Origin of the sequence: Parageobacillus thermoglucosidasius, from assembly GCF_001295365.1 — a bacterium.
GTDB lineage: Bacteria > Bacillota > Bacilli > Bacillales > Anoxybacillaceae > Parageobacillus > Parageobacillus thermoglucosidasius.
This window is the reverse complement of sequence record NZ_CP012712.1, coordinates 337,110-363,746: the sequence shown is the minus strand read 5'-3', so window position 1 is coordinate 363,746 and position 26,637 is coordinate 337,110. Positions and strand designations below refer to the sequence as shown.

Genomic DNA, 26,637 nt, shown 5'->3' with positions numbered 1-26,637 from the left:
AACATTAGCTGGATTTGCAAGCTATTTTCTTAAAGAAGGCTACAACCATAATTGTTGCGGAACGCTGACTCAAAAGGTTGTTGAGCTAACCTTTTGAGTCATTTTTTTTCGTTATCCCAACGATGCAACAATTTATGTACAATAAAGTTAGACGAGAATGGTTTCATTCATACAGGAGGTCGCCTATGAGCCGTACATGGTGGAAGTGGGTCATTTATGCCGGCAGCATCGCAGCGCTTATTGTAAGCGCTTCCTTTACGATCTATTGTGCGTGGAAAGTGTATGCCTATCATCAGCCAGGTGAAGGGGCAGCAGCGGAAGCGGAAAAAAATGCGTTTCATTTTGTCCTCGTTCCTGAAGAACTGGATAACGATTATTGGCGTTTAGTGGAACAAGGGGCGAAAGCAGCGGCAAAGGAGACAGGAGTCTATCTCGAATATGCCGGGCCGCGGCAGGCCAACATTGATGAACATATTCATATTCTTGAAAAAGCGGCCGCTTCCAAAGTCGATGGAATTATGACACAAGGATTGACAGAAAAAGAGTTTACTCCTGTCATCAATCATATAGTGGAAAAAAATATTCCGGTGGTGACGATCGACACTGACGCCCCAACAAGTAAGCGCACGGCCTATATCGGGACCGATAACTATTACGCCGGTTTTATTGCCGGACGGGCGTTAGCGGAAGATATGCACGGAAAGGCGAATGTGGCGATTATTACCGGCAGCTTTACCGCCTCCAACCAGCAGCTGCGCGTGCAAGGATTTAAAGATGCAGTGAAGGAAGAAAAAGGAATTCACATCGTCGCTGTTGAAGAGTCGCATATCACGCGCGTGCAGGCGGCGGAAAAAGCGTACAACATTTTAAAAAAACATCCGGAAGTCAATGCATTTTACGGGACAAGCGCGCTTGACGCCATTGGCATCGCCAAGGTCGTCGAGCAGTTTCACCGCGAAAAAGGAACATATATTATCGGCTTTGATACACTGCCGGAGACGATCCGCTACTTGCAAAAGGGAACGATTCATGCGACCGTGGTGCAGGAGCCGTACGAAATGGGATACCGCGCGGTGAAAATGATGGTCGATATTAGGAAAGGAAACAATGTCCCATCAGTAATCAATACGGAAACGAAAGTGATTCGCAAGCAAGATTTGCCGCTGCGCCCTTCCCGCAACTACGAGGTGAACCATGATTAAAATCCGCACGAAAGCATTATTCTATTTTGGCATTTTCATTGTGTTGCTAAACGGCACGGTCTTCTTTTTCTACCAAAGCAGCGAAGATATCGTGACTGATTATGACTACAGCATGCGCCGGCTGCTTTTGTTTAATGAAATTTCGCAGCGGACAAACCGGATGGTCGAACAGTTGAACGCTTATTTAACGGAAAAAGATGGACGCTATTTCCGGGAGTATGAGCGCCAATACCGGTGGCTGCAGCAGCACCGCAGGCAAGTAGGCGAAACGCTTTCGAACCGGAATAATCGGCTTTTAGTGAAAAACTACGAACATATGATAGAAAGCTTGCTAGAGGAAGGGGCGCTGACGGTTTACCACTTTCAGGCGGGCAATATTAGCTTATATTCTTCTCATCTTCATGAAGCAATGAAGATCGCTTCGTTTATTCAAGAGACGACTCTTTCTCTTATTGATGAGGAGCTAACGACCTATCAACACTTTTATAATGAAGTGGAAGCGCGGAATCGTTATTTTCGTTATATGGGGATCGGATTATCCATGACGACATTTTTGCTTGGCGTCCTTTTAGCGGTATGGTTTTCCGGGGGGCTGACGAGGCCGATCGCGCGCCTTTCCCGGGCCGCCCGGGAAATTGCCAGCGGGAAGCTGGATGGCCCTGATGTCATCAGCACAACCAACGATGAATTGAAGCTGCTGACTGATACATTTAACGATATGCGCCGCAACTTGAAGCGGCTGATCGAGGAAATGAAGCAAAAATCCGAGCTGGACCGGCTTGTCAAAGAGTTGGAGCTAAAAAGTTTGCAAGGCCAAATGAATCCGCACTTTTTATTTAACACGTTAAATGCCGTTGCGAAAATGGCGTATTTAGAAGAAGCAAACCAAACGTCGCGGCTGATTGAAGCGATTGCCGCCATTTTGCGCTATAACTTGGGAGATTTGCAGCGCACGGTCACCTTGGCCGATGAGGTGCGCATCGCGCACGAGTACTTTTTTATTCAACAGACGCGTTTTTTTGACCGCATTAAATTTTCAATGGATGTGGAGGAGTCATGTTTGTCGCTGCCGATTCCGCCATTAACGTTGCAGCCGCTCATTGAAAATGCGTTTATTCATGGCATTGAATCATATGAAAAAGGAGCGGTGCTTTCGTTAACAGTGGAAAAAAAGAAGGATCTTGTAGTTGTTGAAATAAGAGACAACGGAGTGGGGATGAGCGAAGAAGTGAAAGAAAAGTTAACCGCCTTTATCAAAGGGGAAGAAGCGGGTTCCATTTTACATGGGCAGACGCGCGGCCACTCGACCGGCATCGGGATGTACAACGTCATTCGCCGGCTTCAGCTGTTTTACGGGATGCAAGATGTCATCGAAATTGAATCAGCGGCTGGCAAAGGGACAACGATTCGCTTGCTTTTGCCAATAACAAAGGGGGGAGAGGCGAATGAAAATCGCCATTGTCGATGATGAAGCGCTGGAGCGGAAAGCATTGCAAAAAATGATTCGCGGCCATCTCCCAACGATGGAAGTGATCGCGGAAGCAGCCAACGGAAGAGAGGCGGTGGAGGTGGCTGATCAATATAAGCCGGATGTGATGTTGATGGATATTAAAATGCCCGGAATCGACGGGCTCGAGGCGATCGAATTGATTCGCCGGAAGCATCCGGAGATAAAGTTTATTATCGTTTCCGCGTTTGATACGTTTGACTATGCGAAGCAAGCAATGCGGCATGGCGTTAAAGAATATTTATTAAAACCGAGCCGGAAAGAAGAAGTGGTTGGCGCGCTGCAGCGGGTGTATGATGAATTAATGGAAGAGCGGCGGAAGGAGGAAGAAAATCGGGAATTGCAGCAGCGGGTGCGGCAATTGCAAAAGCTGGTCGAAAAAGAGTGGCTGTCCGTGCTCATGCTTGAAGAAGTGTCTTCGCAAGAATGGAAACAGTGGGAGACGCTGCTTCCGTTTTCAATCGATGCAGGAATGTTTATGGTGATTCAGTTTCCAAGCGGCGAAAAAAGAGAGGATTGGAAAAACTGGATCGAACAAGTGCTTTCCGAAAAGGAAACAACGCATTATATCATTGGCAAAATGGTGGACGGACAAATGCCGGTGTTGTTTTTTCATGATGTTGCAGTTAAAGCGTTTTCATGGAAGCCGGTGATCCAGTCCCTTTCCCTCGAACTGATCCAGCAATTTGAACGGCAATATGGGACAGCGCTTTATATTGGTCTCGGCTCCCCGGCATCGCGGCTGGAGGAACTGCGCCATTCTTATTACGAGGCGCTTGCCGCGGCGCAATATTATGCGTCGCAAAAAAAAGCAAAGAGCGGGTTCCTCCCGAAAAAATCGGTGCTTGCCGCTGCTTCTGGGCATATCGAAAAAGAAAAGCGATTGCTGGATGCCGTGCGCCAAGGCGATTTGGAACAGGCACTTTTGCAATGCTACACGTATATCGAGGAGGAAGCTGCCCATCATCCGCTTTCAGTCGTGCAACAGAAACTGGAGGAAACGTTCGTTTTGCTCGGCCGCATGTTTGCTGATTTCGGCATTGCGTATGAGCGGACGGCTACTTTTCATTCGTGCCGTTCTCCCGAAGAATTGAAAAAAACCGCAGCGGAGCAGCTGCGGCATATGACCTGTCATATCTTGGCGTGGCGCCACCAGCAGGCAAACGGAAAGCTTGGCAAGGCAAAAGATTATATTGATGAGCATTACCATCATCCGCTGACACTGGAAGAAGTCGCGGAATATGTCGGCATCAGCCCATGCTACTTTAGCAAGCTATTTAAAGACCGTTTCGGGATGACGTTTATTGACTATGTGACCGATGTGCGCATCGCCCGCGCAAAGAAGGAAATGGCCGATCCAAATAAAAGTTTAAAAGAAATTTGTTTTCTTGTCGGCTATAATGACCCGAACTATTTCAGCCGCGTTTTTAAAAAGCATACCGGCATGTCCCCGAGCGAATATCGGAAAAAGCTCCATTCGGCCACATGATCGCGGCCAGGAGCTTTTTTTGTTGGATAGACAAAAAAGTGAAGAAGATCGCAAAAAAGTGCAGAGATTTATGCAAAGAAACGGCGCCAAAACATGTTACATTCATTGTTGAAAGGGCTTTCAATCATAAAGGGGGAGGAAAGCGTGAAGAAAAAAAGATTATGGTTGTCGTTAGCGTTAGTGGCTGGTCTCGCGCTGTCTGGCTGTAATTCTGATTCGGCATCCAACAGCAACAGCAAAGAGGACCAAGGCGGAAGCAAAGGACATGAGAAACTGGAAATATTCAGCTGGTGGACGGGCGCTGGAGAAGAAGATGGATTAAAAGCGTTGCTTAAGCTGTTTCAAGAAAAATATCCAGACATTCCTGTTGAAAACGCGGCGGTAGCCGGAGGAGCGGGAACGAACGCAAAAGCGGTATTGGCGAGCCGCATGCAAGGGAATGACCCTCCGGCAACATTCCAAGTGCACGGCGGTGCGGAATTGAATGAAGGCTGGGTCGCCGCTGGCAAAATGGAACCGCTCAACGATTTGTATGAAAAAGAAGGCTGGATGGATAAGTTTCCGAAATCATTGATCGACATGGTCAGCAAAGACGGGAAAATTTATTCCGTTCCTGTCAACATTCACCGTGGCAACGTGCTTTGGTATAACAAGAAAATCTTTGCCGAAAACGGCCTCGAGCCGCCAAAAACATTCGATGAGTTTTTCCAAGTTGCCGACAAGCTGAAAGCGAAAGGCATTACACCGCTGGCGCTGGGGGATAAAGAGCCGTGGACAGCAACCCATATTTTTGAAACCGTTTTATTAGGAACGCTTGGCACGGAAGATTACAAAAAGCTTTGGACAGGAGAATTACCGTTTGACGATCCGAAAGTGAAAGAAGCGGTCAATACGTTTAAGAAAATGTTAGATTACGTCAACGAAGACCACAGCTCCCGCAACTGGCAAGATGCCGCCCAATTGGTCGGCAAGGGCGAAGCGGCGATGAACATTATGGGAGATTGGGTCAAAGGCTATTTTGTCAATGATTTGAAATTAAAAGTGAATGAAGATTTCGGCTATGTGCCGACGCCAAACACGGAAGGCAAATTCATGGTCATCACCGATACGTTTGGCTTGCCAAAAGGCGTGAAAAATCCGGATGATGTGAAGAAATTTTTGTCCGTACTTGGCTCTGTGGAAGGGCAGGATGCCTTTAATCCTCTGAAAGGATCAATTCCAGCGCGCATTGATGCGGACACATCCAAGTATGACGAATACGGGAAACAAACGATGGAAGATTTTAAAACGGCGGAACTGGCGCCAAGCTTAGCGCATGGATCCGCAGCGCCGGAAGGATTTGTGACGAAAGTCAACCAAGCGGTCAATATTTTCGTGACACAAAAAGACACAAAAACATTTATTGATACACTTGTATCGGCTTCGGCAGAATTGAAGAAATAAAGAAGAAAAGGGGACGGGAACCATTCTCTTCCCCTTTTCGTGTTACGACAGGAGGGACGGAATGTGGAAACGGTAAAGACAGTATCGGAACGAAGCGTGACGGCCGTGCCGGCACCGCGGAAAAAACGGAAATGGACGGCGGACCATTGGCTTGCGATCGCATTTCTCACGCCATCGGTGGTGCTTATTTTTATTTTCGTCTATGGCTTTATCGGCTGGACGGGATATGTTTCCCTCAGCAATTGGAATTCGCTTGTCCCTGATTTATCGTTTGCCGGGTTGAAAAACTATGTCTATTTATTTCATGATTTCCGCTTCCAAGCCGATTTGCGCAATACACTTGTGTTTACAATCTTGTTTATCGGCGTGGTGATTGTGCTTGGCCAACTGTTGGCGGTTTTGCTGGATCAAAAACTGCGCGGCGAATCGCTTTTCCGCAATATTTTCTTTTTCCCGATGGCATTATCGTTTGTAGTGACAGGCGTTGTCTGGCAATGGCTGCTGAACCCGTCAACAGGTGTCAACTTATTTTTAAAAAAGATTGGCTTTGATTCGAAGTGGTACACCGATACCACCATTTTCGGCGGATTTCATTTAGGAAAAATCGAATTTGGCGTGCCGGTGGCCATCGTGGCGGTAGTGATTGCCGCGGTATGGCAAATGACGGGATTTGCTGTTGCCATGTATTTGGCCGGATTAAGGGCGATTCCGGAAGAAGTGCGCGAGGCGGCGCGGATAGACGGCGCGACGGAGCTGCAAATTTACCGCAAAATTATTATCCCGTTGCTGCGGCCGATTACGGTCAGCGTCATCATCATTATGGCCCACATTTCGCTGAAAATTTTTGATCTGATTTACGCGATGACCGGCCCGGGGGCGAACTTTGTCACCGATGTGCCGGGGGTATATATGTTTGAAACGACATTCCGCGGCAACTATTACGCGAACGGGGCGGCGATCGCGGTGATCATGCTCCTTTCTGTCGCCATTTTTATCGTTCCATACTTGATTTCCGGCCGGAAGGGGGGATCGTGATGCGGCAACGGGCATGGTCGAGGCTGTTTTTATATGCCATTTGCATCTTCATGAGCCTGTTTTTCTTAATGCCGGTCTATGTGATGCTCGTGACAAGCGTCAAACCGCTGGACGAAGTGACGCTCGCCGATATGTGGAAGCTTCCGTCCGCCTTCGACTGGAGCAGTTATCAAACCGCGTTTGCGAAATTGGCGCCGAACTTTTGGAATTCCGTTTATTTAGTGGTTCCGGCGACATTATTGTCGGCGATATTAGGGGCATTGAACGGCTATGTATTGTCGAAATGGAAATTCAAAGGGGCAGATACGATTTTTACGCTCATTTTGTTCGGCATGTTTATCCCATACCAAAGCATTTTGATTCCGCTGATTCAGTTTTTGCGGGAAATTGGTTTGTATAATACGATTCCGGGGCTCATTTTTGTGCATGTGGTGTACGGGATTCCCATTACGACGCTGATGTTCCGCAATTTTTACGCGGCGATCCCGGATGAAATGATTGAATCGGCGAAAATCGATGGCGCCGGGTTTTTGCGGATTTTCCGCTACATTATGCTTCCATTGTCCGTTACCGGGTTTGTCGTCGTAGCGATTTGGCAGTTTACGAATATATGGAATGAATTTTTATTTGCCGTCACGATCACGACATCTTCCCAGCAGCCGATTATGGTCGCGCTGCAAAACTTATCGGGCAGCCAAATTGTGCAATGGAACGTGCAAATGGCAGGAGCGCTGCTAGCCGCGCTGCCGACCTTGCTTGTATACATTTTTCTTGGCAAATACTTCGTTCGCGGTTTATTGGCCGGTTCGGTAAAAGGATAATCACGCATGCCAGCAAAAGCATAAGAAAAATGTTTGTCGGAAAAAATCATTCCTCTTCTTTTAAGAGCTGACGGGGCTATGCAGGCGATCCGTTTGTCGTCGACCTCCAATCGTGCAAAAATCCCAGGGGATCGACGACAATTTCTTTTTTCCCTTTATCCTTACGGCCATCATCAATCCGCTCTATTGACGGAATTTTCAAAATGGCTTATACTGAATTTAGCCTTCCTGGAACATATTGATTTATCAATATTTTTTGGGGTTTGTATCTTACCTATGAGGAATTGAAACCGAGGCTATTTGGAACAGCAGAAAGCCGGAGGCAAAGTTTGTATCTTACCTATGAGGAATTGAAACAAAGCAGCTCGGCTAAAATAAACATGGTTCGCAAAATGTTTGTATCTTACCTATGAGGAATTGAAACGCTTCCAAATCACAAAAAGAAGTTTCAGCAAACAACTGTTTGTATCTTACCTATGAGGAATTGAAACATTGACGTAATGCTTTTTCTAGTATGTTTTTAGTCGTTTGTATCTTACCTATGAGGAATTGAAACTTGGCGAGGTCAAGTTCCGTTACAAATCCGTAACCGTTTGTATCTTACCTATGAGGAATTGAAACTTACTTTAGCTGAGTACAAGGAAATTACAGGAGAAGAGTTTGTATCTTACCTATGAGGAATTGAAACCAGCTATCTTGAAAGGTGATTGGAAAGGCGCTTGGGAGTTTGTATCTTACCTATGAGGAATTGAAACCATTTTTGGCAGATGATATTACACTTTTTAATATATGTTTGTATCTTACCTATGAGGAATTGAAACGTGGATGACAAACATCCAAGCGGCGCCATCACTTATACGTTTGTATCTTACCTATGAGGAATTGAAACGCGTGCTGATAACATGCGCTGCAATCCCGCGCCATGCGTGTTTGTATCTTACCTATGAGGAATTGAAACCAACTTCGCTGACGCTTTTTGCTGCCACTTTTTGAATGGGTTCAAAACGGATCAGTAAACAAACAAACCGCTGATTTTCAGCGGTTTGTTTGTTGATAAAGGTGTTTTAGCTAAGATTTTGCTGCTTTTATTGAGGTTGATCCTAATATTTTTTCTTCCATAGGTAAATGCAAAACAAATGTTAACAGGGGATAAGAGAGTCCCCATGATTCAACACGATCCGGAAAATTCCGCTATATTCTCCGGTAATCTTAACATCGCCGGCGTCTCTCTGCTCTTTGCTTTGGAAGGCTTGACGAAATCTTCAGCAAAATGATTGCAGGGCATTCCTCGCCTTTGTTTTTTTGCTGTTTGAAGGCTTGTGCGGTATAGTTTTCTTTACACAATAAATGATTTGCTGCGATTGCTGCGATAAGCACTGCCCGGATGATCTTCTGGCAATAAGCTGCTGCCGTAATTAAATAACTTTTCTCGTAACGTTCCCGGTTTGTATTCCGTCTTATATAGACCTCTTTTTTGAAGGATCGGAATGACCAATTCGATAAAATCCTCCAGGCTGGAAGGGGTTATCAGATGGTTCAGATTAAATCCATCCACACCTGACTCTTCAAATCGATGTTGAATGGCATCTGCGACTTCTTCCGGATTTCCGACAATGATAGACTCCCGGTCTAATTGCTCAAGTTTGTTTAGCGCTTCGCCTATCGAAAGTTTTTTAGAGGCGTCTTTTGTAAGAGAAGCCGCTTTATAATGGCCGTGCTCTGTATTTTTAAATTCAAAAGGGGCATTTAAATCTTTTGTTTCATATTCTGCCAGATCATAGCCGCTTGCTCCGCTAAATTGGGCTTTGGAAGCATCTGGGCTCCACAAATGATTTAATTCCGCAAATTTTTGTTCGGCTTCTTCTGTTGTTTTGCCGACAATCACCGTTAGAAAAGCGAACACTTTGATATTATCCGGATTACGGCCATACTTTTCAGCGCGTCTTTTTATGTCATTAGTATAGTATTTTATTCGTTCCGGCGTTGGCCCTCCGACAAACACGCACTCCGCGTGCTTGGCCGCAAATTCCCTGCCTCTTTCGGAAGTGCCTGCTTGATAGATGACTGGCGTGCGTTGCGGGGATGGTTCGCAAAGATGCGGGCCTTCGACAGCGAAAAACTTTCCAGCATGATGGATTTCATGTACTTTGTCTGGATCGATTAATATGCCGTTCTGTTTATCTTCTATGAAGGCGTCGTCTTCCCAGCTGCCTTCCCAAAGTTTATATGTGACTTCCAGAAATTCGTCCGCTATATCGTAACGTTGATCATGCTTGATCATTTCAGGAAGCCCGAAGTTCCGCGCTGCATTCGGTAAATAAGAAGTGACAACATTCCAGGCAATCCGCCCCTTCGTCAAATGGTCAAGGGTGGAAAAACGTCTTGCGATATTAAAGGGATGTTCGTAAGTAGTGCTAACCGTCAAAGCAAAAGATAGATGTTTCGTAACGCTTGCCATCACCGGAATAACCAATGACGCATCATTAACCGGGAACTGGAGGCCGTCGCGTATTGAAGGGGCTTTGCTTTGACGATATGTATCATATACGCCAAGCACGTCCGCGAAAAAGACCGCATCAAACTTGCCGCGTTCCAAAAGTTTTGCCATCTTAATCCAATATTCAATATCTTTATATCCTCTTTGTCTCTTGCTTTCAGGATGTTTCCATAATCCGTGTGAATTATGCATAGCACTTGCCATTTCAAATGCATTTAAAATAATTTGTTTTGCCACACTCTTTTCCTCCCCTTTGGTTTAAAATTGCGGAACAGAGATTTGCATTATTTAAACCAATCAGGCCATGCATAGCCTTGGTATTCTTCATCTTCTTTCATTAATTTTCTAAATTCCTTTGATTTATAAGCCTCCACGATGTCTTTCACAAACGCCGCATCTTTATCTTTCTCTCGCACGGTCACTCCGTTTAAATAGTAAGGAGGCGTTTTTTCTAATGCGACTGCATCTTTCAATTTTAATCCGGATGAGATAGCAAAATTTCCATTGATTAAAGAGTAATCAACATCCCCGAGAGAGCGCGGAAGCTGTGCTGGTTCTAAAGGTTTTAAAACAATTTTTTTGTGATATTTTTCAATATCCCTTTCCGATACTTTTATCGGATCGACTCCTTTTTTGAGTTGGATCAATCCAAGTTGTTCAAGCATCGTAAGAGCCCGCGCCTGATTTACCGGTTCGTTAGGCAAGGCGATTGTCGTTCCGTCTTTGATCTCGTCTAATGATGTATGTTTTTTTGTAGTATATTCCAATAGGAACAGTCGGAATTTTGATCACTTCATAAAGTTCCATATTCCGGGTTTTTTCAAAATTCTTCATATACACTTCATTTTGAAATACATTTGCGTCGATGGAACCTTGGTCTAGGGAGATATTAGGCTGGACATAATCGTTGAATTCAATGAGTTCCACTTTATATCCTTTTTTCTCGAGATAAGGCTTTATGACTTTCTTTATTTGATCGCTATACGGTCCGGCTGTCGCTCCAAGTTTAATAGTCTTCGTTGCGGAGCTGTTTGTGTTTTGCGTCAAGCTTGAGCATCCTGACAATACAAGAAATGCTAGCGCAATGAACGAAAATAATATTTTATGTGCTTTCATTGGCCAATCCTCCACCTTAGTCGTTTTTTATATTCCGGACTCTCTCACCGTTTATCGACCAAGCGGGCGATGCGGTCGCCGATAAACTGAATGATTTGGACAAGGCAAATTAAAATAACGATCGTTGTGATCATAATCGTGTTGTCATAACGGTAATATCCGAAACGAATCGCTAAATCGCCGATGCCGCCGCCGCCGACAATTCCGGCCATCGCTGAATATCCAACTAAACTGATCGTTGTTATCGTAATTCCATGCACAATGCCGGGACGTGTTTCCGGGAGAAGCACATCTTTGATAATCATCCACGGTGTCGCTCCGACGGCGATCGCCGCTTCGATCACCCCTTTTTCGATTTCCCGCAATGATGTTTCAACAATTCTTGCAAAAAACGGAACGGCAGCGACCGATAAAGATACAGAAGCAGCGGTGGGGCCGATCGTTGTTCCCGTAATCAGTTTCGTGAGCGGCAGCAGCCCGACGAGCAAGATGATAAATGGTATCGAGCGGATCATATTGACAATAAAACCAAGGACAGATTTGACTGCTATGTTCTCTAAAAACAGGCCGCGGTCGGTGACGAAAAGAAGAATTCCTAATGGAAGGCCGGCGACAACCGCGGCAAAAAGGGAGATCGCCACCATATAAATCGTCTCTAAAAACGCTTTGTTCAATTCCGGAATTAAGCGGATCAGCGCATCAAGCAGCATAGGCGATCACTTCCAGCGCGTTTGTTCGTTGCGAAATGTAGTCAATGGCCCGCTGAATCTCTTCTTGTTCGCCAATCAGTTCCATGACAAAAATGCCAAGCGGTATTTCTTGAATATACTCAATTTTTCCGTGCAAAATATTTCCTTTTACCTTAAAGGATTGCAACATATCAGAAATGACCGCTTCCTCGGCGATCTCTCCTTTGAAGTGGATTTTCACCATCGTTCCCGTCCGCTTCTGCAGCAGATGATCCGGGATTTCAAAGCGCAAAACGCTGTTGATAAAGGACTTGGTTAATTCTTCTTGCGGATTGGTGAAAATATCATATACAGTTCCTAATTCGATGATTCTCCCGTTTTGCATGACGGCGACGCGGTCGCATATCTCTTTGACGACTTCCATTTCATGGGTTATCAGCACGATCGTGATGCCAAGTTCGCGGTTGATTTTTTTCAACAACGCTAAAATCGATTTCGTTGTGCTTGGGTCGAGCGCTGATGTTGCTTCGTCGCATAAAAGGACAGTCGGATCGTTCGCAAGCGCCCGGGCGATGCCGACCCGCTGCTTTTGCCCGCCGCTGAGCTGGGAAGGGTATGCGTCCCGTTTATCGGAAAGCCCGACCATTTCAAGCAATTCATTGACTCGTTTTTCAATTTCCTCTTTTGGCTTTTTTGCTGCTTTTAAGGCAAAGGCGACATTTTCAAACACCGTTTTGGAGCTGATGAGATAAAAATGCTGGAAAATCATGCCGATTTTTAAACGGGCCTGCCGCAGCTGCTTGTCGTTCAATGACGTTAAATCGACACCATCGATGATGACTTGGCCGGATGTCGGGCGTTCCAGAAGGTTTAAGCAGCGCAGCAACGTGCTTTTGCCGGCGCCGCTATAGCCGATGATGCCGAAAATCTCCCCGTCTTGAATGGTTAACGATATGTTGTCGACGCCGACCACTTGCTTTTTTTTCATCGAATAGATTTTTGTTACATTTTTTATTTCGATCATCCCTTTTCCCTCCCGTTTGCAGGGGTTTGGCCATTCTTAAGCACTGGTGGAAGAGAAATGTTGTGGAGCACATCGGTTTAATGGAAACTTTGCAATGCTTGCTTTGCGAGTAACGAAATAACGGCATCATCCATTGGCGGATTATGGAGCCCGGCTCTGACATCTCTGTAATACCGTTGCAACGGGCTGGATTTTTGCAGGCTTCTGGCTCCTACGATCCTCATCGCCAAATCAACAACCTTATTGGCGCTATTGACGGCAATATGCTTCGCTGCCGCCAATTCTCCGCTCATTTCCATGCGTTTTTCCGGGTACGTATCCCACCGGTGTGCGACGGAATAAAGAGTATGTCTTGCTTTTAACAGCTCTAAATCCATCTCGCCGATTTTTCTTTGCACCTCTGGAACATCTTTGATTGGGCCGGGCAGGCTATTCGGCTGATATTCAGAAGCAAAGGAAATGGCATAATTTCTTGCGGCAATCGCAATTCCAAGGAAGCAGGCCGGAACATGAAGCAGCCATGCTCTCCCCATATTGCCTTTTGGCGATTCCAATTGATCCAATTCCACCAGCGCATCTTCTGGCAATTCCACTTGATCCAGCACCAGATCATCGCTCCGCGTGCCTCGCATTCCAATCATATCCCAAGTTTCTTCGACGCTAACCCCTTGAAGGCGATGGTCAACTAAAAAAGATCCGACTTTCCCTGATTCCTGAATGGTGGCTGTTACTAATGAATAATCAAGAGCTATCGCCATAGACGCAAAGGATTTTCTGCCCGTAATCACCCATTTGCCGTTTCTTTTGACCGCTACCGTTTCAGGTTTTCCGCCTCTTGTTGGACTTCCTGTTCCGTCCTCTGTTGCCACCCGGTTGATGAGCACTTTATTTTGAACAACTTCATGGCAAAGCCATTTAAATTTTTCGCTGTCCCATGTTTGTCTTTCCCTGAGATCATAAATAACCCCAAGATGCCACCCGATGCACAAGGCGGTGGAAGCATCTCCTTGGCTTAACCGCTCTTGCATAAGAAGAAATTCATAAAGTGAAATTTCTTCTCCGCCATATTGCTTAGGAATGGTTAGTGATTGGTAATTGCAATCCTTTAATTTTTGGAAATTTTCAAACGGGAATCTTCCTTCTTGGTCTATAATGTCGGCGGTTTTGTGAAATTGTTCGGCAAGTTCTGATGCAAGATGTAAAAGAAATTCTTGGCGTTCATTTTGGACAAACTTTCTTGACAGTTCGTCAGATAAATAAGAGCGGTGGTTTTTTTTGCTTGCGATGCTCAACATGATTTCTCCTTTCTTGTATTTTTGACCGGCAATGCATTCTTTCGCGTGCGCCCAGTTGAAAAGGGGCAGAAGAAAACTTGTTCCGCTGCTTTGCGAATTTCTTAACATTGCCAAGCCTCCGGCGTTCTTCCATTGCGCCTTAAGGATGCGTTTGCCGGTAGCGGTGTTTCCGCGTTAGCAGCCCGGGCAAACGTGCGCTACCGTTTCATTGGCTGGGCGCCGGAGAATATCTTGATTCAGGCTCAGGCAATCCAAGATGTTCCCGTAACGTTGTTCCTTCATATTCCTTTCTGAACAATCCTCTTTCTTGAAGGATCGGGATCACTTGGTCAACAAATTCAGATAGGCCGTCAGGATAATACGGGAACATCAGATTGAAGCCATCGGCTCCTTCATGGATGATCCATTCTTCTAACTGATCTGCGATTTGCTCTGGCGTTCCGAAAATGATCCGGTGCCCCCGCGAGCCGGCAATGCGCTTATAAAGCTCCCCGATCGTTAAGTTTTCTCTTCTTGCAAGATCAATGATTAACTTTCTTCTGCTTTTATTTCCATTGGTTTCTGGAATTTCGTCTGGCAAAGGATCATCTAATGAGTAGCGAGAAAGATCGATGCCCCCTAAGTAGTCAGACAGAAAAGCCAAGCCGATTTCAGGAACAATAAGCTCTTGCAGCTGTTCGTATTTTTCTCTTGCTTCTTGTTCTGTATTGCCTATATATGGAGAAACACCGGGCATAATAATCACTTCATCAGGATTTCTGCCGAATTCCGCCGCTTTCTTTTTCACTTTTCGATAAAAATGCTGAGCTTCTTCCAATGTTTGTTGCGCGGTGAAAATCACGTCTGCAATTTGTGCGGCAAAATTGACTCCGTCTTCCGATGACCCTGCTTGGATAAGGACTGGCCTTCCTTGCGGGGAGCGGGAAGAGTTCAACGGGCCTTTTACAGAAAAATATTTGCCTTTATGGTTTAACGGATGCAGCTTTTTAGGATCGAAATAAACGCCTGATTGTTTATCGCGGACGAGTGCATCCTTTTCCCAGCTGTCCCACAGTCCTTTCACCACCTCCACGAATTCTTTTGCCCGCTCGTAACGAAGATGATGGTCTAAATGAGCGTCCTGGCTGAAATTTTTCGCTTCGTCTTCATAGTATGAAGTCACCACATTCCATGCGGCTCTTCCTTTGCTTAAATGATCGAGCGAGGAAAACTTTCTCGCGATATGGAAAGGTTCGTTATAGGTGGTCGTCGCTGTTGCCGCCAGCCCGATATGGGAGGTGACAACAGACAGCGCAGCCAATAACGTGATAGGTTCAAATCTCACTAATTCCGCCGGATGCGAAAGTTCATTAAAAGACAGCCCGTCGCTTAAAAACAGCATATCTAATTTTCCTTTTTCCGCTATTTTGGCTATTTTATGAAAAAAGGCGAAATCCTCACATCCATCAGCTTGAACATGAGGATGTCTCCAAGATGCGATATGGTGGCCTGTTCCCATGAGAAACACGCCCAATTTCATTTGCTTTTTTTTCATTGTTCAAATCCCCTCCAGCTCTTTCCATGTTTACTTTTTTTGATATGCCGGATTCCATTTAAGAAAGTATCGTTCTAAACATTTTGCCAGCGAGTCTGCCAGCTTGCCGAGCAGGGCATATAACAAGATGGATAACACCACCACATCCAATTGCATGAATTCACGGGCGTTCATCGCCATATATCCGATTCCGGAACTTGCTGCCACAGTTTCAGCGACAATCAGCGTCAGCCACATGACGCCAAGGGCGTAACGCAAACCAACTAAAATGGAAGGCAGTGCACTAGGGAAAATCACATTGGAAAACAAGATCCACTTAGACAGACCATATACTTTTCCCATTTCAATCAAATCTTTTGGAACGGAAATGACGCCATGGTAAGTGTTAATATAAATTGGGAAAAATACACCAATGATTACGAGAAAAATTTTTGCTTCCTCTCCGACACCAAACCATAAAATAACGATAGGAATTAAGGCTAAATGCGGAATATTGCGAAACATTTGAATCGTCGTATTTAAATACTTTTCCGCTACAGGATAGATTCCATTTAATAATCCAAGAATTAATCCGATTCCGCCTCCAATCACGAATCCAATAAAAGCACGGGTAAAACTGACTCCTATATTCGTGAATAACTCTCCATTTTTCGTCAACGTTATTGCCGCTAATAAGACTTCAAGAGGAGATGGCAATACTCTTTCTGAAATCCACCCGATTGCAGAGAATAGTTGCCAAGCAATCAATAGCAGAATGGGAACTATCCATGGAGCAATCTGATCGTAGATTTTCCTTATTTTTTTCATCGATATTTTCTCTCCTCATCCGTTTTCTTTATTTCTCTGGATACCATACGTAATCTTCGATCTGCACTTGTTTTTTGATAAGCCCGATTTTTAACAAATCATCTGCTTCTGTTTGCAAATCACGCACAGCTTTTTCATCCATAAAGTGAACATCCGACTTTTTATTGTTTAATACTTTCTCCCACGTTTCCGCCGGGATATTGGTGGCTTTTTGCAGCAGCGCGGCAGCTTCGGTAGGGTCATGATTAATTTGTTTTCCTATATTAGATAAATGTTCCACAAATTTTTTGACTATTTCGGGATGTTCTTTCGCTATTTCAGGAGTGCTGAAATAAAAAGTCCGATACGGAACAATTCCAGTTGCATCTTTTAAAATGATGTGTCCTTTGCTTTCGGCCACCGTCATATAAGGATCCCATACGACCCACGCATCCACTTCGCCTTGTTCAAAAGCAATGCTTGCTTCAGGAGGATTCAGGTACACCGGCTCGACATCATCCATCGATAAACCTGCTGAATCTAAAGCTTTTGTTAATAAATATTGAGCGATGGAAGCCTTATTAAAGGCGATTCTTTTTCCTTTTAAATCTTCCAGTGATTGAATGCCCGAATCCTTTCTCACCAATATTCCCTCTGAAGACGGAGACGATGGCTCACTGGCAATATAGTTAAAATTACTGCCTTTCTCCAGCGCAAAGATGGACGGTATGTCCCCTGCGCCAGCAAAATCAATACTTCCAGCATTTAAGGCTTCAAGGATCGAGCTTCCGGTGTTAAACTCTGACCATGTTACTTTATATCCTTCTTTTTCCAACTCTTTTTGCAGTTCTTGTTTATGTTTTAACAATAAGGTAGTGCCATTTTTTTGATATCCAATATGAATTTCTTTGTTTTTCCCGCCCGTTTCTTCCGCTTTCCCGCAGGATGACAGTAAAAGGGAAAATACGAGGAAGTGAATGATCCAAAGAATATGCTTGCTCCGCTTCATGGACCTCATGATCTATTCTCCAATCCATTAGTATTTTGTTTGATACATCAACAGGAAATCCGTATCATGAAAGGTCATTTGACAAGCTGTTTTTGTGCGAGTTTTTCTCTCACTTTTGGAATGACTAGCTCTCCTAATTGCTCAATCGTTTCCAAATGAGGGAAGCCTCTTAACAACACTTTGTCGAACCCTAATTCCACCAGTTCGACAATCCGTTCAGCGATTTGCTCAGGAGTGCCGACAAGGGCAATAGAATTTCCGGATAAAACTTGAGTCAGTCCCGCCCATAAATTCGGACCGATTTTGAAGTTACGTTCTTTGCTGCTTTCCATAAGTTGATGCAGGCGTTTTGCGCCAATAGAATCTCCTTTCGCAATCATTTCCTCTTTTTTTGCTAATATGGATGCTGACACTTTGCTTATCAGCTTGTTCGCCTTTTCCCATGCTTCTTCTTCCGTGTTCCCGAGGATGACTTGAAACGAAACGCTATAACTCAGCGTCCGGTTATGTTTGGCTGCTCTCTGTTTCATTTCTTCAAGTCTTTGTTTTGTATTTTCAAAAGTTTCCCCCCACATCATGTAAACATCCGCTTCTTCCGCCGCGACTTCTTTGGCGATTTCTGATGCCCCGCCAAAATAGATTAGCGGTGTTTTTACTGGTTTTGGAAATAATGAGGCTCCTTTTAATGTAAAAAATTCCCCTTCGTAATCAACGCTTTCTTCAGTAAATAGTTTTTTTAATATTTGCATGTATTCGCGTGTCCGCTTATAACGGGTATCATGATCTAAATAATCCCCTTCGCTGGCTAACTCGACCGGCGAACCTCCGGTAACAATATTCACCAAGGCTCTTCCATTTGACCAATAATCCACAGTGGCAAATTGTTTGGCAAAGGTAGCAGGTGCAATAAAACCAGGGCGGATTGCAAATAGGAATTTTAATTTGCTTGTATAGGCGATTAAATTGGCAGCAACGGCTAAAGAATCAAGGCATCCTGTGCCAGTCGGCAGTAAAAGCGTCGAGAATCCGCCTTTTTCAGCAGCCTGGGCAATCGCTTTAATATATTCTTGGGTAGGGGGGCGTTCTGCATTTTCATCTGTTCCTGTCCAGCTATTCAGTTTTGACGAGTTATTGGCTAACCCAACAAGTGTACTGTCTCCTGATGTTGGGGCCATTGTGATAAATTCGACCATATAACATTCCTCCAATATTATGAATAGTTTTATTTGTCATCGTCCGGCGCCGCTTCGGTGCACAAACTGGGAACTTGCCAATGGAACAAAAACGCAGCAGATCATAGCGGCTATTCATTCGCGACGCTTTTAAGATTCTCTGTTTCCTTTTTCAATGATGTTTTTTCCAATACATGTGCCAAAACTTTTTCTTCTAATTCGATAAAAGCGGAGTCAGACCGGTTCCGGGGTCTCGGGAGAGGAATTGGCAAATCCATTTTTATCGTTCCTTTTTCGATTAAAACAACACGATCGGCTAAAGTAATCGCTTCATTGACATCATGGGTAACCAATAATGCCGTGAATTTTTGCTGCTGCCAAATCTCCTCAATCAGTGCCTGCATTTCCATGCGAGTTAAAGCATCCAAAGCTCCTAACGGTTCATCCAGCAATAATAATTGCGGTTGAGCGGCGAGCGCTCTTGCCAGCGAAACTCGTTGCTTTTGCCCCCCTGATAAAACGGAAGGCCAGTCGTGCGCCCGTTCTTCTAGACCGACTTGTTTCAATGCCCAAATTGCTCGTTGCTTCCAATCTTTTTGGAGACGAAGCCCAACTCCGACATTTTCAAGAACCGATCTCCAAGGCAGTAAACGCGCTTCCTGGAACATGATTCGTGCTTGAGGATTTAACTCCTTAATTATTTTTCCATTTTGCCTGATTTCTCCAGAAGTTGCTTTTTCCAGCCCGGCAATGAGCCTAAGTAATGTGCTTTTTCCACAACCGCTTTTCCCGACAATCGCCACAAATTCCCCCGAGGCTATTTGCAAATCAATCTTGCGTAAAACGTGTAAATGGCCAAACGATTTCTCCAATTGATGAATACTTAGCTCTACACCGCTTGTTTCGGGCATATTCTTCTCCTCCTATGCTGGCTGGCGTTTTATTTAGCTAGCTTGGAACAATTTCTTGAGCGGGAAGGTGATCTTTTATAAGAATTTTTCCATTGTTGAAGAGTTCCTGAAAAGCATCGAACGTTATTGGTCCATCGAGCTGGCAAAATTGAATGTGATTTTCCTGGGCTTTCGCATAGGAAAGCTCACAAAACGTTTTAGGAGGGGAAGCGAAAACGGCCGCTCCTTTTTCTTGGGCAAAACGCAAGACCGCTCCGCGCCGTCCTTCTTTCAAATGCAGCGCTGGATTCGGATAATCTTGATATTTTCCTGATTCTGTGTCGTAGATTCGGACAATCGTTCCATCAATGATGGGCACAATATTTTCATCATGATCTAATACTAAAGCAATGATCATGGATCTCATTGAACCTCCTTTTTTCTGTTTTATATCCAAGTAAATACATATGATTAGTATTTATTAAATACTATAACTCTATTTTGGTTATTTGTATAATTGAAAAAATAGAAGAAATCGTTCAAAAAAAATGAAGAGAAACTTATAAGTCTTGTTTTTCGCGGCTGCCTGCCAAATTCGCATAAAGAACATCCATCAATCTTTCAATGGATTTATTATTGTAAAACCTTTCAGAATTTCTCAGAATGCCTACGGTTAACCCTTTACGAAAATCGGCAATTGGTTTTATGACAGTGCCTTCAGGAGGATTGTTCACTGTGATCCGGGGAACTACTGCGATTCCTAACGAAGACTGCACATAATGCTTTAAGGCAAGCATATTGCTGATTTCAATTCCATAGACAGGGTTAATGCCTAATTCAATCATTTTCTTTTCCAAATTATTACGGAAGGGGCACGAAGAGCTGGTCATCAGCAGTTGTTCATTTTTTAAATTTTCCAAATAAATGGTTTCTTTTTGGCTGAGATGATGTTCAACTGGGACTAACAGCACCACTTCTTCTGAAAACAGCGGATCAAAGACGGTATTTGTCGCCGTTTCGGGAGCCGTGCAAATAGCTAAGTCAACTTCATCCTTCATAACCATCTCCACCAAAGACTGGCTGCTATGAATTTGAATGTTAAGTTGAATTTTTGGATATTTTTTTCTGAACGAGGCTAATAGGGGTGGCAACCGGTAGCTTGCTGTTGGTTCCATCACACCGATTCTTATGATTCCGGATTCGCCTTGCACCAATTCTTGTAGTGAACTTTGGAGATTTTCAAAGCCTTTTAAGAGGAATTCTCCTTTTTCGCTTAACAATCTTCCCGCTTCTGTCAGCTGCAATGTTTTGCCTCTTTTCAGCAAAGTAACGCCTAACTCGTCTTCTAAATTTTTGATATGAGTAGTAACAGTGGACTGGGCATAGTTTAATTCTTCCGCTGCCCGTTGGAAACTCCCGTATTTAACAACGGTTTTAAATGTCTTGATCGTTCTTAAGTCCATGGTATCGCCCCCTTAACGCGGATATAGAAAAATGCAGATTGCCACAGAATGGTCAATCTGCCATCTATCACCTCAAAAATGTTTTGTGCGCACTTCGGAAAGCGCCTGTTCAATATCGGCGATAATATCGTCAACGTCTTCTAAACCAATGGATAAACGAATCTGCTCAGGAGTGACACCGGCCTGAAGCTGCTCTTCCGGAAGCAAGCGCGAGTGGGTGGTAGTTGCCGGGGGAATCACCAGCGATTTAGAATCGCCAACATTAGCGACATGTGAAAGAATAATCAATGTTTGCGGAATTTAAAATTAAATAAATTCTGAAAAATAGATGCCCCCTTAGCGGAAAAAGAATGATTTTGTCGGTCGGCAATTAATTTTTTCGCTGGAGTAAATCAGCGAATTCGGCAGCTGCCTCATCCAATCTATGGATCAGCTCTTCGGACAGGCTATACCCTTCTTGTTCATTCCGGGTGATCCATGTATCGACCGCATACACTCCCCCGAGGATATATCTGCCTCCCAATGCGGATAGTACAGGTTTCAATGCATAGTCAATCGACAAAAGGTGAGCGATTGTGCCGCCGATAAACAGCGGAAGAATGATTTTCCCCGACAACCCTTTTTGCGGAAGCAAATCAAGATATGTCTTCAATACTCCTGTGTACGCCGCTTTATACACTGGGCTCGCGATAATGATGCCGTCTGCTTCTTCGACTTTTTTGTTAGCGTGCAAAATGGCTTCACTATCGAATTTTGCTTTAATTAAATCTTCCGGGGGCAATTCCGCGACTCGGATGTGCCCGATTTCAATGCCTGCTTGCGCCAATCGTTGTTCGACGTATTGAATCATTCCGTTAAGTCTGGATGTCAAAGAAGGATTTCCGTTGATAATGACGACGTTGCTCATATCATTTGCTCCTTTCTGCGGGTTGATCCCATGAACAAAACAAATAAATCATATTGGATTAGTGTGTTTTATGTTCGTAATCATATCACCATATTTATTTACTGTCAATATCGCCGCAAAAATGAATATTTTTTGTCATCTTGCCGCGCATCCGTGCGGTGAACTTCCTTGAAATGGCTTCACATGGCTGTTAAATGGCGGTTTTTTATGGAGCGGGCGCCGTGCAGTAGGCTGCCGCGGGCAGGGAGGCGGCCAGCTGGAAAGGCCGGCGCGGGTTTGGTGAAGGCCTATGGATAGCTTATCAGCGGAAAAAAGCAAAGGAAAGTGATCAAAGCACATAAGAACATCATGAAAATGAATCAGAAAAACAAGGGAGAGGGAAAATCGCCATTGGCTTATGAAGGAAGGCTTCCCGTGTTAATTAATTTTTAAGAATGTCTGCCGCTAATGGCGCAAGGCGTTATGATACAATGAAAGTGGAAATCATCGAAAAGAAAGCGGGGAAAAGCGCGTGTATCTTGGAGCGATTGAAGCCGGCGGCACGAAATTTGTGTGCGCTGTCGGGGACCGGAATGGAAAGATAAAAGAGAGAGTGATGTTTCCAACGACGGAACCGGAAGAAACGATGCGCCATGTTGTCGAGTTTTTTCGACAATATGAATTAGAGGCCATCGGCATCGGTTCGTTCGGCCCGATTGATTTGCGCCCCGGCAGTGCGACATATGGCTATATTACGAGCACGCCGAAACAAAAATGGGTGAATTTCAATTTTGTCGGCGAAATGAAACGGCATTTTTCCGTGCCGATCGGTTTTGATACCGATGTCAATGCGGCAGCGCTTGGGGAACGGCGCTGGGGTGCCGCGAAAGGGCTGCAAAGCTGCATTTATATTACTGTCGGAACGGGAATTGGCGTCGGGGCGATTGTGGAAGGCAGCTTGCTCCATGGCCTCATGCATCCGGAAATGGGGCACATTCTCGTCCGCCGCCATCCAGAAGATGCATTTGCCGGCGTCTGCCCATATCATGGAGATTGCTTGGAAGGAATGGCGTCCGGACCGGCGATTGAAAAGCGCTGGGGGAAAAAAGGCGCGGAACTGGCCGGCCGCGCAGAAGTTTGGGAGTTAGAAGCGTTTTATTTGGCGCAGGCGATTGCCAACTACATTTTAATTTTATCGCCGGAAAAAGTGATTATCGGCGGCGGCGTCATGAAGCAAAAACAGCTGTTGCCAAGCATCCGCCGCAACGTTCAGGAATTGTTGAACGGGTACATTCAGCAAGAAGCAGTTTTGCATGATATCGATCAATATATTGTGCTTCCTGGTCTTGGCGATAATGCCGGCATCTGCGGGGCGCTGGCTCTCGCTGAGCAGGCGTTGGCGCCATGATCTGCTGACCGCTTGTTCAAACAGGCGGTCTTTTTTATTATTTTTATGACTTACAGGTCATAAGTTATTTATAATTTTGTTATAAATAAAATAATTTGATAAATATATAATGGTGTTTTATAATATTTTTGACCGTTAAGTCATATTACCGTTAGGAGCGGAGTCCAATGAAAAAAGAAACGGATTATCGGCGAATTGTCCAATGGCTTTTGCAGCGGGGCGTGCGCGCGGAGCTGGTGAAGCCGCGTGTGCTGCTGCCATCGTACCGGAAATGCATGGAAATAGTTGGCGGGATAGGAGATGAAACAAGGCGATGACAAACGAGCGGCGCGTGCAATTTATCGAAACGGCGATGAAGCTGTTTGCGGAAAAAGGATACTATTCGACATCGATTCAAGATATTGTCGATGCGTGGGGAATTTCGAAAGGAGCGTTTTATCATCATTTTTCGTCCAAAGAAGACTTGATGCTCGCCATCATTCAGCACTATTTTGAAAAAATGCTGGCAAGCTTCACCGCCATTCCGCAAGATAGCGGTTCGGAAAAAGAGCGGTTTATTCAGCAAATCGCTGCGCATTTTGCGAATATGCATGAGCATAAGGACTTTTTGCAAATGATGATGACAGAACAATTTCCGAAAATTAGCAGCGATATTCACCATTATTTATTGAAGCAGCAAACGTACATCTTTTCATGGTATTGCGACCGGCTCATCGAAGTATACGGAACAGAGATAGAGCGGTACGTGTTTGATGTGGCAACGATGCTTAATGGCATGATCCGCCAATATATGTTTTGTGTCTTTTTGCAGGCCAATAAGCTGCACGCCGAAGAATTGGCGCGTTTTCTCGTGCGGCGTTTGGATGCGATCATTGCGAGTTTTTCGCATGAAGAAGCGCCAATTTTAAATAAAGAAATGTTAAAACCGTTGATGGAGCTGGAAGAAAAAGAGTGGCGCATATTGCAAGAAAAGATTAGCGCCCACATTGCCCATTTGCAAAAAAAGCTTTTATCCCTTTCGCTCGATAAAAAGGTGCAGCACAAGATTCATGCCGCGCTTGATGCGCTTGAAGCAGAGTTAATGAATGAAGAGTCGGCACCGAAGGAATATGTCGTACAAGGGATTTTATTATATATCGAAAAACAGCATATTCCGGCGTTCGCCGATGATTTAGCATCGTTGGCTAAAGCCGTTCAACAATATATGACAACGAATAGATGGGAGAGACGGAAATGGAAAAAGAAAATGAATTAGCAATGCAATCGAGTACCATTCGCCATCGGAATATATTAATTACGGGTCTTATCATTGCCATGCTTTTTGGGGCATTGGACGGAACGATCGTCGGAACGGCGATGCCGCGCATTGTCGGGGAGCTCGGCGGGTTAAAATTGATGACATGGCTGACGACCGCTTATATGCTCACATCAACGGCGGTTGTGCCGATTGCCGGAAAACTTGCGGATTTATTAGGCAGACGGGTCATTTATGTGACAGGACTCGTCATTTTTATGGTTGGCTCCGCCCTTTGCGGCATGGCGGATAAAATGACAGAGCTCGTCATTTACCGCGGGCTGCAAGGAATCGGCGGGGGAATTATGATGCCGATGGCCATGATCGTCATCGGGGATGTGTTTACCGGAAAAGAACGCGCGAAATGGCAAGGAGTTTTTGGGGCATTATACGGCCTTGCCTCGGTATTAGGCCCGCAAATCGGTGGCTTTATCGTCGACCATTTGAATTGGCGCTGGGTATTTTATATTAATCTTCCGATCGGGATTTTAGCCACCATTTTTATTGCGATGGGATTGAGCAAATATAAAGCGGAAGGGCCAGTGAAATTTGATCTTGCCGGAATGTTTACAATGATTGTCGGCGTGGTCAGCCTGCTTTTGGCGCTGACATTTGGCGGAGATAAGTACGAATGGGCATCATGGCAAATCGTGGCGCTGTTTGCGGTGGCGCTTGTCTTTTTAACCGTGTTTGTATTCGTGGAGATGAAAGCAGAAGAACCGATTTTGCCGATGCATTTATTCCGTCACCGCACCTTTATCGTGCTTAATGGAATTGGCTTTTTAATGAGTGTCGGCATGTTTGGGGCGATTATGTTCGTTCCGTTTTTTATGCAAGGAGTGATCGGAGTGAGTGCAACCCAGTCCGGCACGATTATGACGCCGATGATGATTACAATGATTATCGGCAGTATCGTTGGCGGCCGGACAGTTTATAAAATCGGCGTAAAATCACAAATATTCATTGGCATGGTCATTATGGCGGCCGGATTCAGTTTACTAAGCACGATGGGCGTGGATACGTCGAAATGGACGGCCACGTTGTATATGATCATTTTAGGGCTTGGCATGGGGTTAGTGATGCCGATTTTAACACTCGCTTTGCAAGAAAGTTTTCCAAAGTCGGAGCTTGGTGTTGTCACTTCCTCCAGCCAGTTTTTCCGCTCGATCGGCGGGACGTTCGGAATGACGATTTTAGGTGCGGTGATGAACCATCGCTCCAGCCAGCTTTTGGATGACCGTTTCATGCCAGTGTTGCAGTCGCTTCCGGCGCAGGCGAAAGGCATGGCAGACCGGTTTGCCCATATGATTCATGATGATCCGCAAGGGCTTTATTCCATTTTGTTTAGCCCGGAGGTGCTTGAGAAAATTCCGCCGCAAATGCGGGAGACATTTGTGCCGATTTTAAAACAGTCGCTCGTCGATTCGCTTCATTCCGTATTCCTGTTTGGTCTTATTTTTGTCATCGGCGGAACGGCGCTTGTATTTGGGATGAAGAAAATCAAGCTGTCTGACAAACAACGGCCATTGCAAACAAGTGGCAAAAACGAAGAACTGCCGCAGAGCTGAACTCCGCGGCAGTTTTTTTATAGAGGAGATGGTGTTTCCAAAAGAAGGATCATGCGGTTTTGCGATTGGCCGGGGCGTTTTTTCGTTGAACAAACGGACTGCCATGGCTGAAATCAACTAACCGAACACTTTTGAACGGGTGAGAAAGCGGACGCCTTCAGGGCCTTCCAAGGAAAACATGCCGCCGCGCCCGGGAACGACGTCAATAATAAGCTGCGTATGTTTCCAATATTCGTATTGCGCTTTGGAAATGTAAAACGGGCAGCCGCCGATTTCTCCAAGCAGCACGTCGGAGTCGCCGATGATGAGATCGCCTTGCGGGTAGCACATCGGTGAGCTGCCATCGCAGCACCCGCCCGATTGGTGAAACATAAGCGGCCCGTATTTTGCCTTAAGTTTTTCAATCAGCTCCAAAGCGGCTTCTGTCGCGATCACTTTTGGCTGGTCACTCATCGTACATCCCTCCTAAAGAATGAATAGGCAGGAAAGGCAGCGTGAAACACACGCTG

23 protein-coding genes, 2 pseudogenes and 1 CRISPR repeat array are annotated in these 26,637 nt (G+C 45.0%); of the genes and pseudogenes, 10 read left to right on the top strand and 15 right to left on the bottom strand.

Features of this window, described 5'->3' with window-relative positions:
- Positions 1-185: 185 nt before the first annotated feature.
- The 6 genes from AOT13_RS01760 to AOT13_RS01735 all read left to right on the top strand — a co-directional run bounded on the left by AOT13_RS01760 (position 186) and on the right by AOT13_RS01735 (position 7,497).
- Positions 186-1,202, top strand: coding sequence for a sugar-binding protein (locus AOT13_RS01760; RefSeq protein WP_042384771.1), 1,017 nt, complete (start codon positions 186-188; stop codon positions 1,200-1,202).
- Complete coding sequence (locus AOT13_RS01755; RefSeq protein WP_080695340.1) at positions 1,195-2,670, top strand: sensor histidine kinase; 1,476 nt, start codon at positions 1,195-1,197, stop codon at positions 2,668-2,670. Before AOT13_RS01760 ends, AOT13_RS01755 begins: the two co-directional genes overlap by 8 nt.
- On the top strand, positions 2,648-4,198 hold the full coding sequence (locus tag AOT13_RS01750; protein WP_042384768.1) for a response regulator transcription factor: 1,551 nt from the start codon (positions 2,648-2,650) through the stop codon (positions 4,196-4,198). The genes AOT13_RS01755 and AOT13_RS01750 overlap by 23 nt, the downstream gene beginning before the upstream one ends.
- 144 nt (positions 4,199-4,342) lie before the next feature.
- Positions 4,343-5,641, top strand: coding sequence for an ABC transporter substrate-binding protein (locus tag AOT13_RS01745; RefSeq protein WP_013876140.1), 1,299 nt, complete (start codon positions 4,343-4,345; stop codon positions 5,639-5,641).
- Positions 5,642-5,737: 96 nt separating this feature from the next.
- The gene (locus AOT13_RS01740) at positions 5,738-6,676 is read left to right on the top strand and encodes a carbohydrate ABC transporter permease (RefSeq protein ID WP_232511591.1); all 939 of its coding nucleotides are present in this window, start codon (positions 5,738-5,740) and stop codon (positions 6,674-6,676) included.
- Entirely contained in the window at positions 6,676-7,497 is an 822-nt protein-coding gene (locus tag AOT13_RS01735; RefSeq protein ID WP_042384763.1) for a carbohydrate ABC transporter permease, read from the top strand. The genes AOT13_RS01740 and AOT13_RS01735 overlap by 1 nt, the downstream gene beginning before the upstream one ends.
- 261 nt (positions 7,498-7,758) lie before the next feature.
- Positions 7,759-8,455: direct repeats of the CRISPR family, unit length 30 nt; unit sequence GTTTGTATCTTACCTATGAGGAATTGAAAC.
- Positions 8,456-8,833: 378 nt separating this feature from the next.
- Here the strand turns inward: AOT13_RS01735 and AOT13_RS01730 are convergent.
- The 14 genes and pseudogenes from AOT13_RS01730 to ssuE all read right to left on the bottom strand — a co-directional run bounded on the left by AOT13_RS01730 (position 8,834) and on the right by ssuE (position 21,879).
- Positions 8,834-10,231 carry an LLM class flavin-dependent oxidoreductase gene (locus AOT13_RS01730; protein WP_042384761.1) on the bottom strand — a complete coding sequence of 466 codons (1,398 nt, stop codon included), beginning with the start codon at positions 10,229-10,231 and terminating at the stop codon, positions 8,834-8,836.
- 47 nt (positions 10,232-10,278) lie between these two features.
- A pseudogene (locus AOT13_RS01725) lies at positions 10,279-11,110 on the bottom strand (MetQ/NlpA family ABC transporter substrate-binding protein).
- A gap of 44 nt (positions 11,111-11,154) precedes the next feature.
- Positions 11,155-11,820, bottom strand: a complete 666-nt coding sequence (locus AOT13_RS01720) for a methionine ABC transporter permease (protein WP_003247760.1) — start codon at positions 11,818-11,820, stop codon at positions 11,155-11,157.
- Positions 11,810-12,823, bottom strand: coding sequence for a methionine ABC transporter ATP-binding protein (locus AOT13_RS01715; protein WP_003247761.1), 1,014 nt, complete (start codon positions 12,821-12,823; stop codon positions 11,810-11,812). Before AOT13_RS01715 ends, AOT13_RS01720 begins: the two co-directional genes overlap by 11 nt.
- 77 nt (positions 12,824-12,900) lie before the next feature.
- The gene (locus AOT13_RS01710) at positions 12,901-14,226 is read right to left on the bottom strand and encodes an acyl-CoA dehydrogenase family protein (RefSeq protein WP_042384758.1); all 1,326 of its coding nucleotides are present in this window, start codon (positions 14,224-14,226) and stop codon (positions 12,901-12,903) included.
- Positions 14,227-14,323: 97 nt separating this feature from the next.
- Positions 14,324-15,652 carry an LLM class flavin-dependent oxidoreductase gene (locus AOT13_RS01705; protein ID WP_042384756.1) on the bottom strand — a complete coding sequence of 443 codons (1,329 nt, stop codon included), beginning with the start codon at positions 15,650-15,652 and terminating at the stop codon, positions 14,324-14,326.
- A 30-nt stretch (positions 15,653-15,682) separates the two neighbouring features.
- Positions 15,683-16,459, bottom strand: a complete 777-nt coding sequence (gene ssuC / locus AOT13_RS01700; protein ID WP_003247768.1) for an aliphatic sulfonate ABC transporter permease SsuC — start codon at positions 16,457-16,459, stop codon at positions 15,683-15,685.
- A gap of 28 nt (positions 16,460-16,487) precedes the next feature.
- Complete coding sequence (locus tag AOT13_RS01695; protein WP_035501691.1) at positions 16,488-17,456, bottom strand: aliphatic sulfonate ABC transporter substrate-binding protein; 969 nt, start codon at positions 17,454-17,456, stop codon at positions 16,488-16,490.
- Positions 17,457-17,521: 65 nt separating this feature from the next.
- Positions 17,522-18,640 carry an LLM class flavin-dependent oxidoreductase gene (locus AOT13_RS01690; RefSeq protein ID WP_042384753.1) on the bottom strand — a complete coding sequence of 373 codons (1,119 nt, stop codon included), beginning with the start codon at positions 18,638-18,640 and terminating at the stop codon, positions 17,522-17,524.
- A 110-nt stretch (positions 18,641-18,750) separates the two neighbouring features.
- On the bottom strand, positions 18,751-19,530 hold the full coding sequence (locus AOT13_RS01685; protein ID WP_042384752.1) for an ATP-binding cassette domain-containing protein: 780 nt from the start codon (positions 19,528-19,530) through the stop codon (positions 18,751-18,753).
- A gap of 37 nt (positions 19,531-19,567) precedes the next feature.
- Entirely contained in the window at positions 19,568-19,936 is a 369-nt protein-coding gene (locus tag AOT13_RS01680) for a NifB/NifX family molybdenum-iron cluster-binding protein (RefSeq protein WP_003247778.1), read from the bottom strand.
- Between the two features lie 133 nt (positions 19,937-20,069).
- The gene (locus tag AOT13_RS01675; protein WP_042384750.1) at positions 20,070-20,972 is read right to left on the bottom strand and encodes a LysR family transcriptional regulator; all 903 of its coding nucleotides are present in this window, start codon (positions 20,970-20,972) and stop codon (positions 20,070-20,072) included.
- 72 nt (positions 20,973-21,044) lie between these two features.
- Positions 21,045-21,248, bottom strand: a pseudogene (locus AOT13_RS19290) (PLP-dependent transferase); the annotation flags it as partial.
- Positions 21,249-21,342: 94 nt separating this feature from the next.
- Entirely contained in the window at positions 21,343-21,879 is a 537-nt protein-coding gene (gene ssuE / locus AOT13_RS01670; RefSeq protein ID WP_013399895.1) for an NADPH-dependent FMN reductase, read from the bottom strand.
- Between the two features lie 511 nt (positions 21,880-22,390).
- Between ssuE and AOT13_RS01665 the strand changes: the two genes are divergently transcribed.
- From AOT13_RS01665 to AOT13_RS01655, 4 genes are all read left to right on the top strand, one after another.
- Entirely contained in the window at positions 22,391-23,266 is an 876-nt protein-coding gene (locus tag AOT13_RS01665) for an ROK family protein (RefSeq protein ID WP_013399896.1), read from the top strand.
- Between the two features lie 167 nt (positions 23,267-23,433).
- On the top strand, positions 23,434-23,583 hold the full coding sequence (locus tag AOT13_RS20295) for a hypothetical protein (RefSeq protein ID WP_003247786.1): 150 nt from the start codon (positions 23,434-23,436) through the stop codon (positions 23,581-23,583).
- Entirely contained in the window at positions 23,580-24,521 is a 942-nt protein-coding gene (locus AOT13_RS01660) for a TetR/AcrR family transcriptional regulator (RefSeq protein ID WP_042384748.1), read from the top strand. The genes AOT13_RS20295 and AOT13_RS01660 overlap by 4 nt, the downstream gene beginning before the upstream one ends.
- A complete protein-coding gene (locus AOT13_RS01655; RefSeq protein ID WP_042384746.1) occupies positions 24,500-26,128 on the top strand; it encodes an MDR family MFS transporter in 1,629 nt (542 codons plus the stop codon). Before AOT13_RS01660 ends, AOT13_RS01655 begins: the two co-directional genes overlap by 22 nt.
- A gap of 117 nt (positions 26,129-26,245) precedes the next feature.
- On the opposite strand, the gene AOT13_RS01650 is transcribed toward AOT13_RS01655, so the two are convergent.
- On the bottom strand, positions 26,246-26,581 hold the full coding sequence (locus tag AOT13_RS01650; RefSeq protein ID WP_003247792.1) for a DUF779 domain-containing protein: 336 nt from the start codon (positions 26,579-26,581) through the stop codon (positions 26,246-26,248).
- Positions 26,582-26,637: the final 56 nt, after the last annotated feature.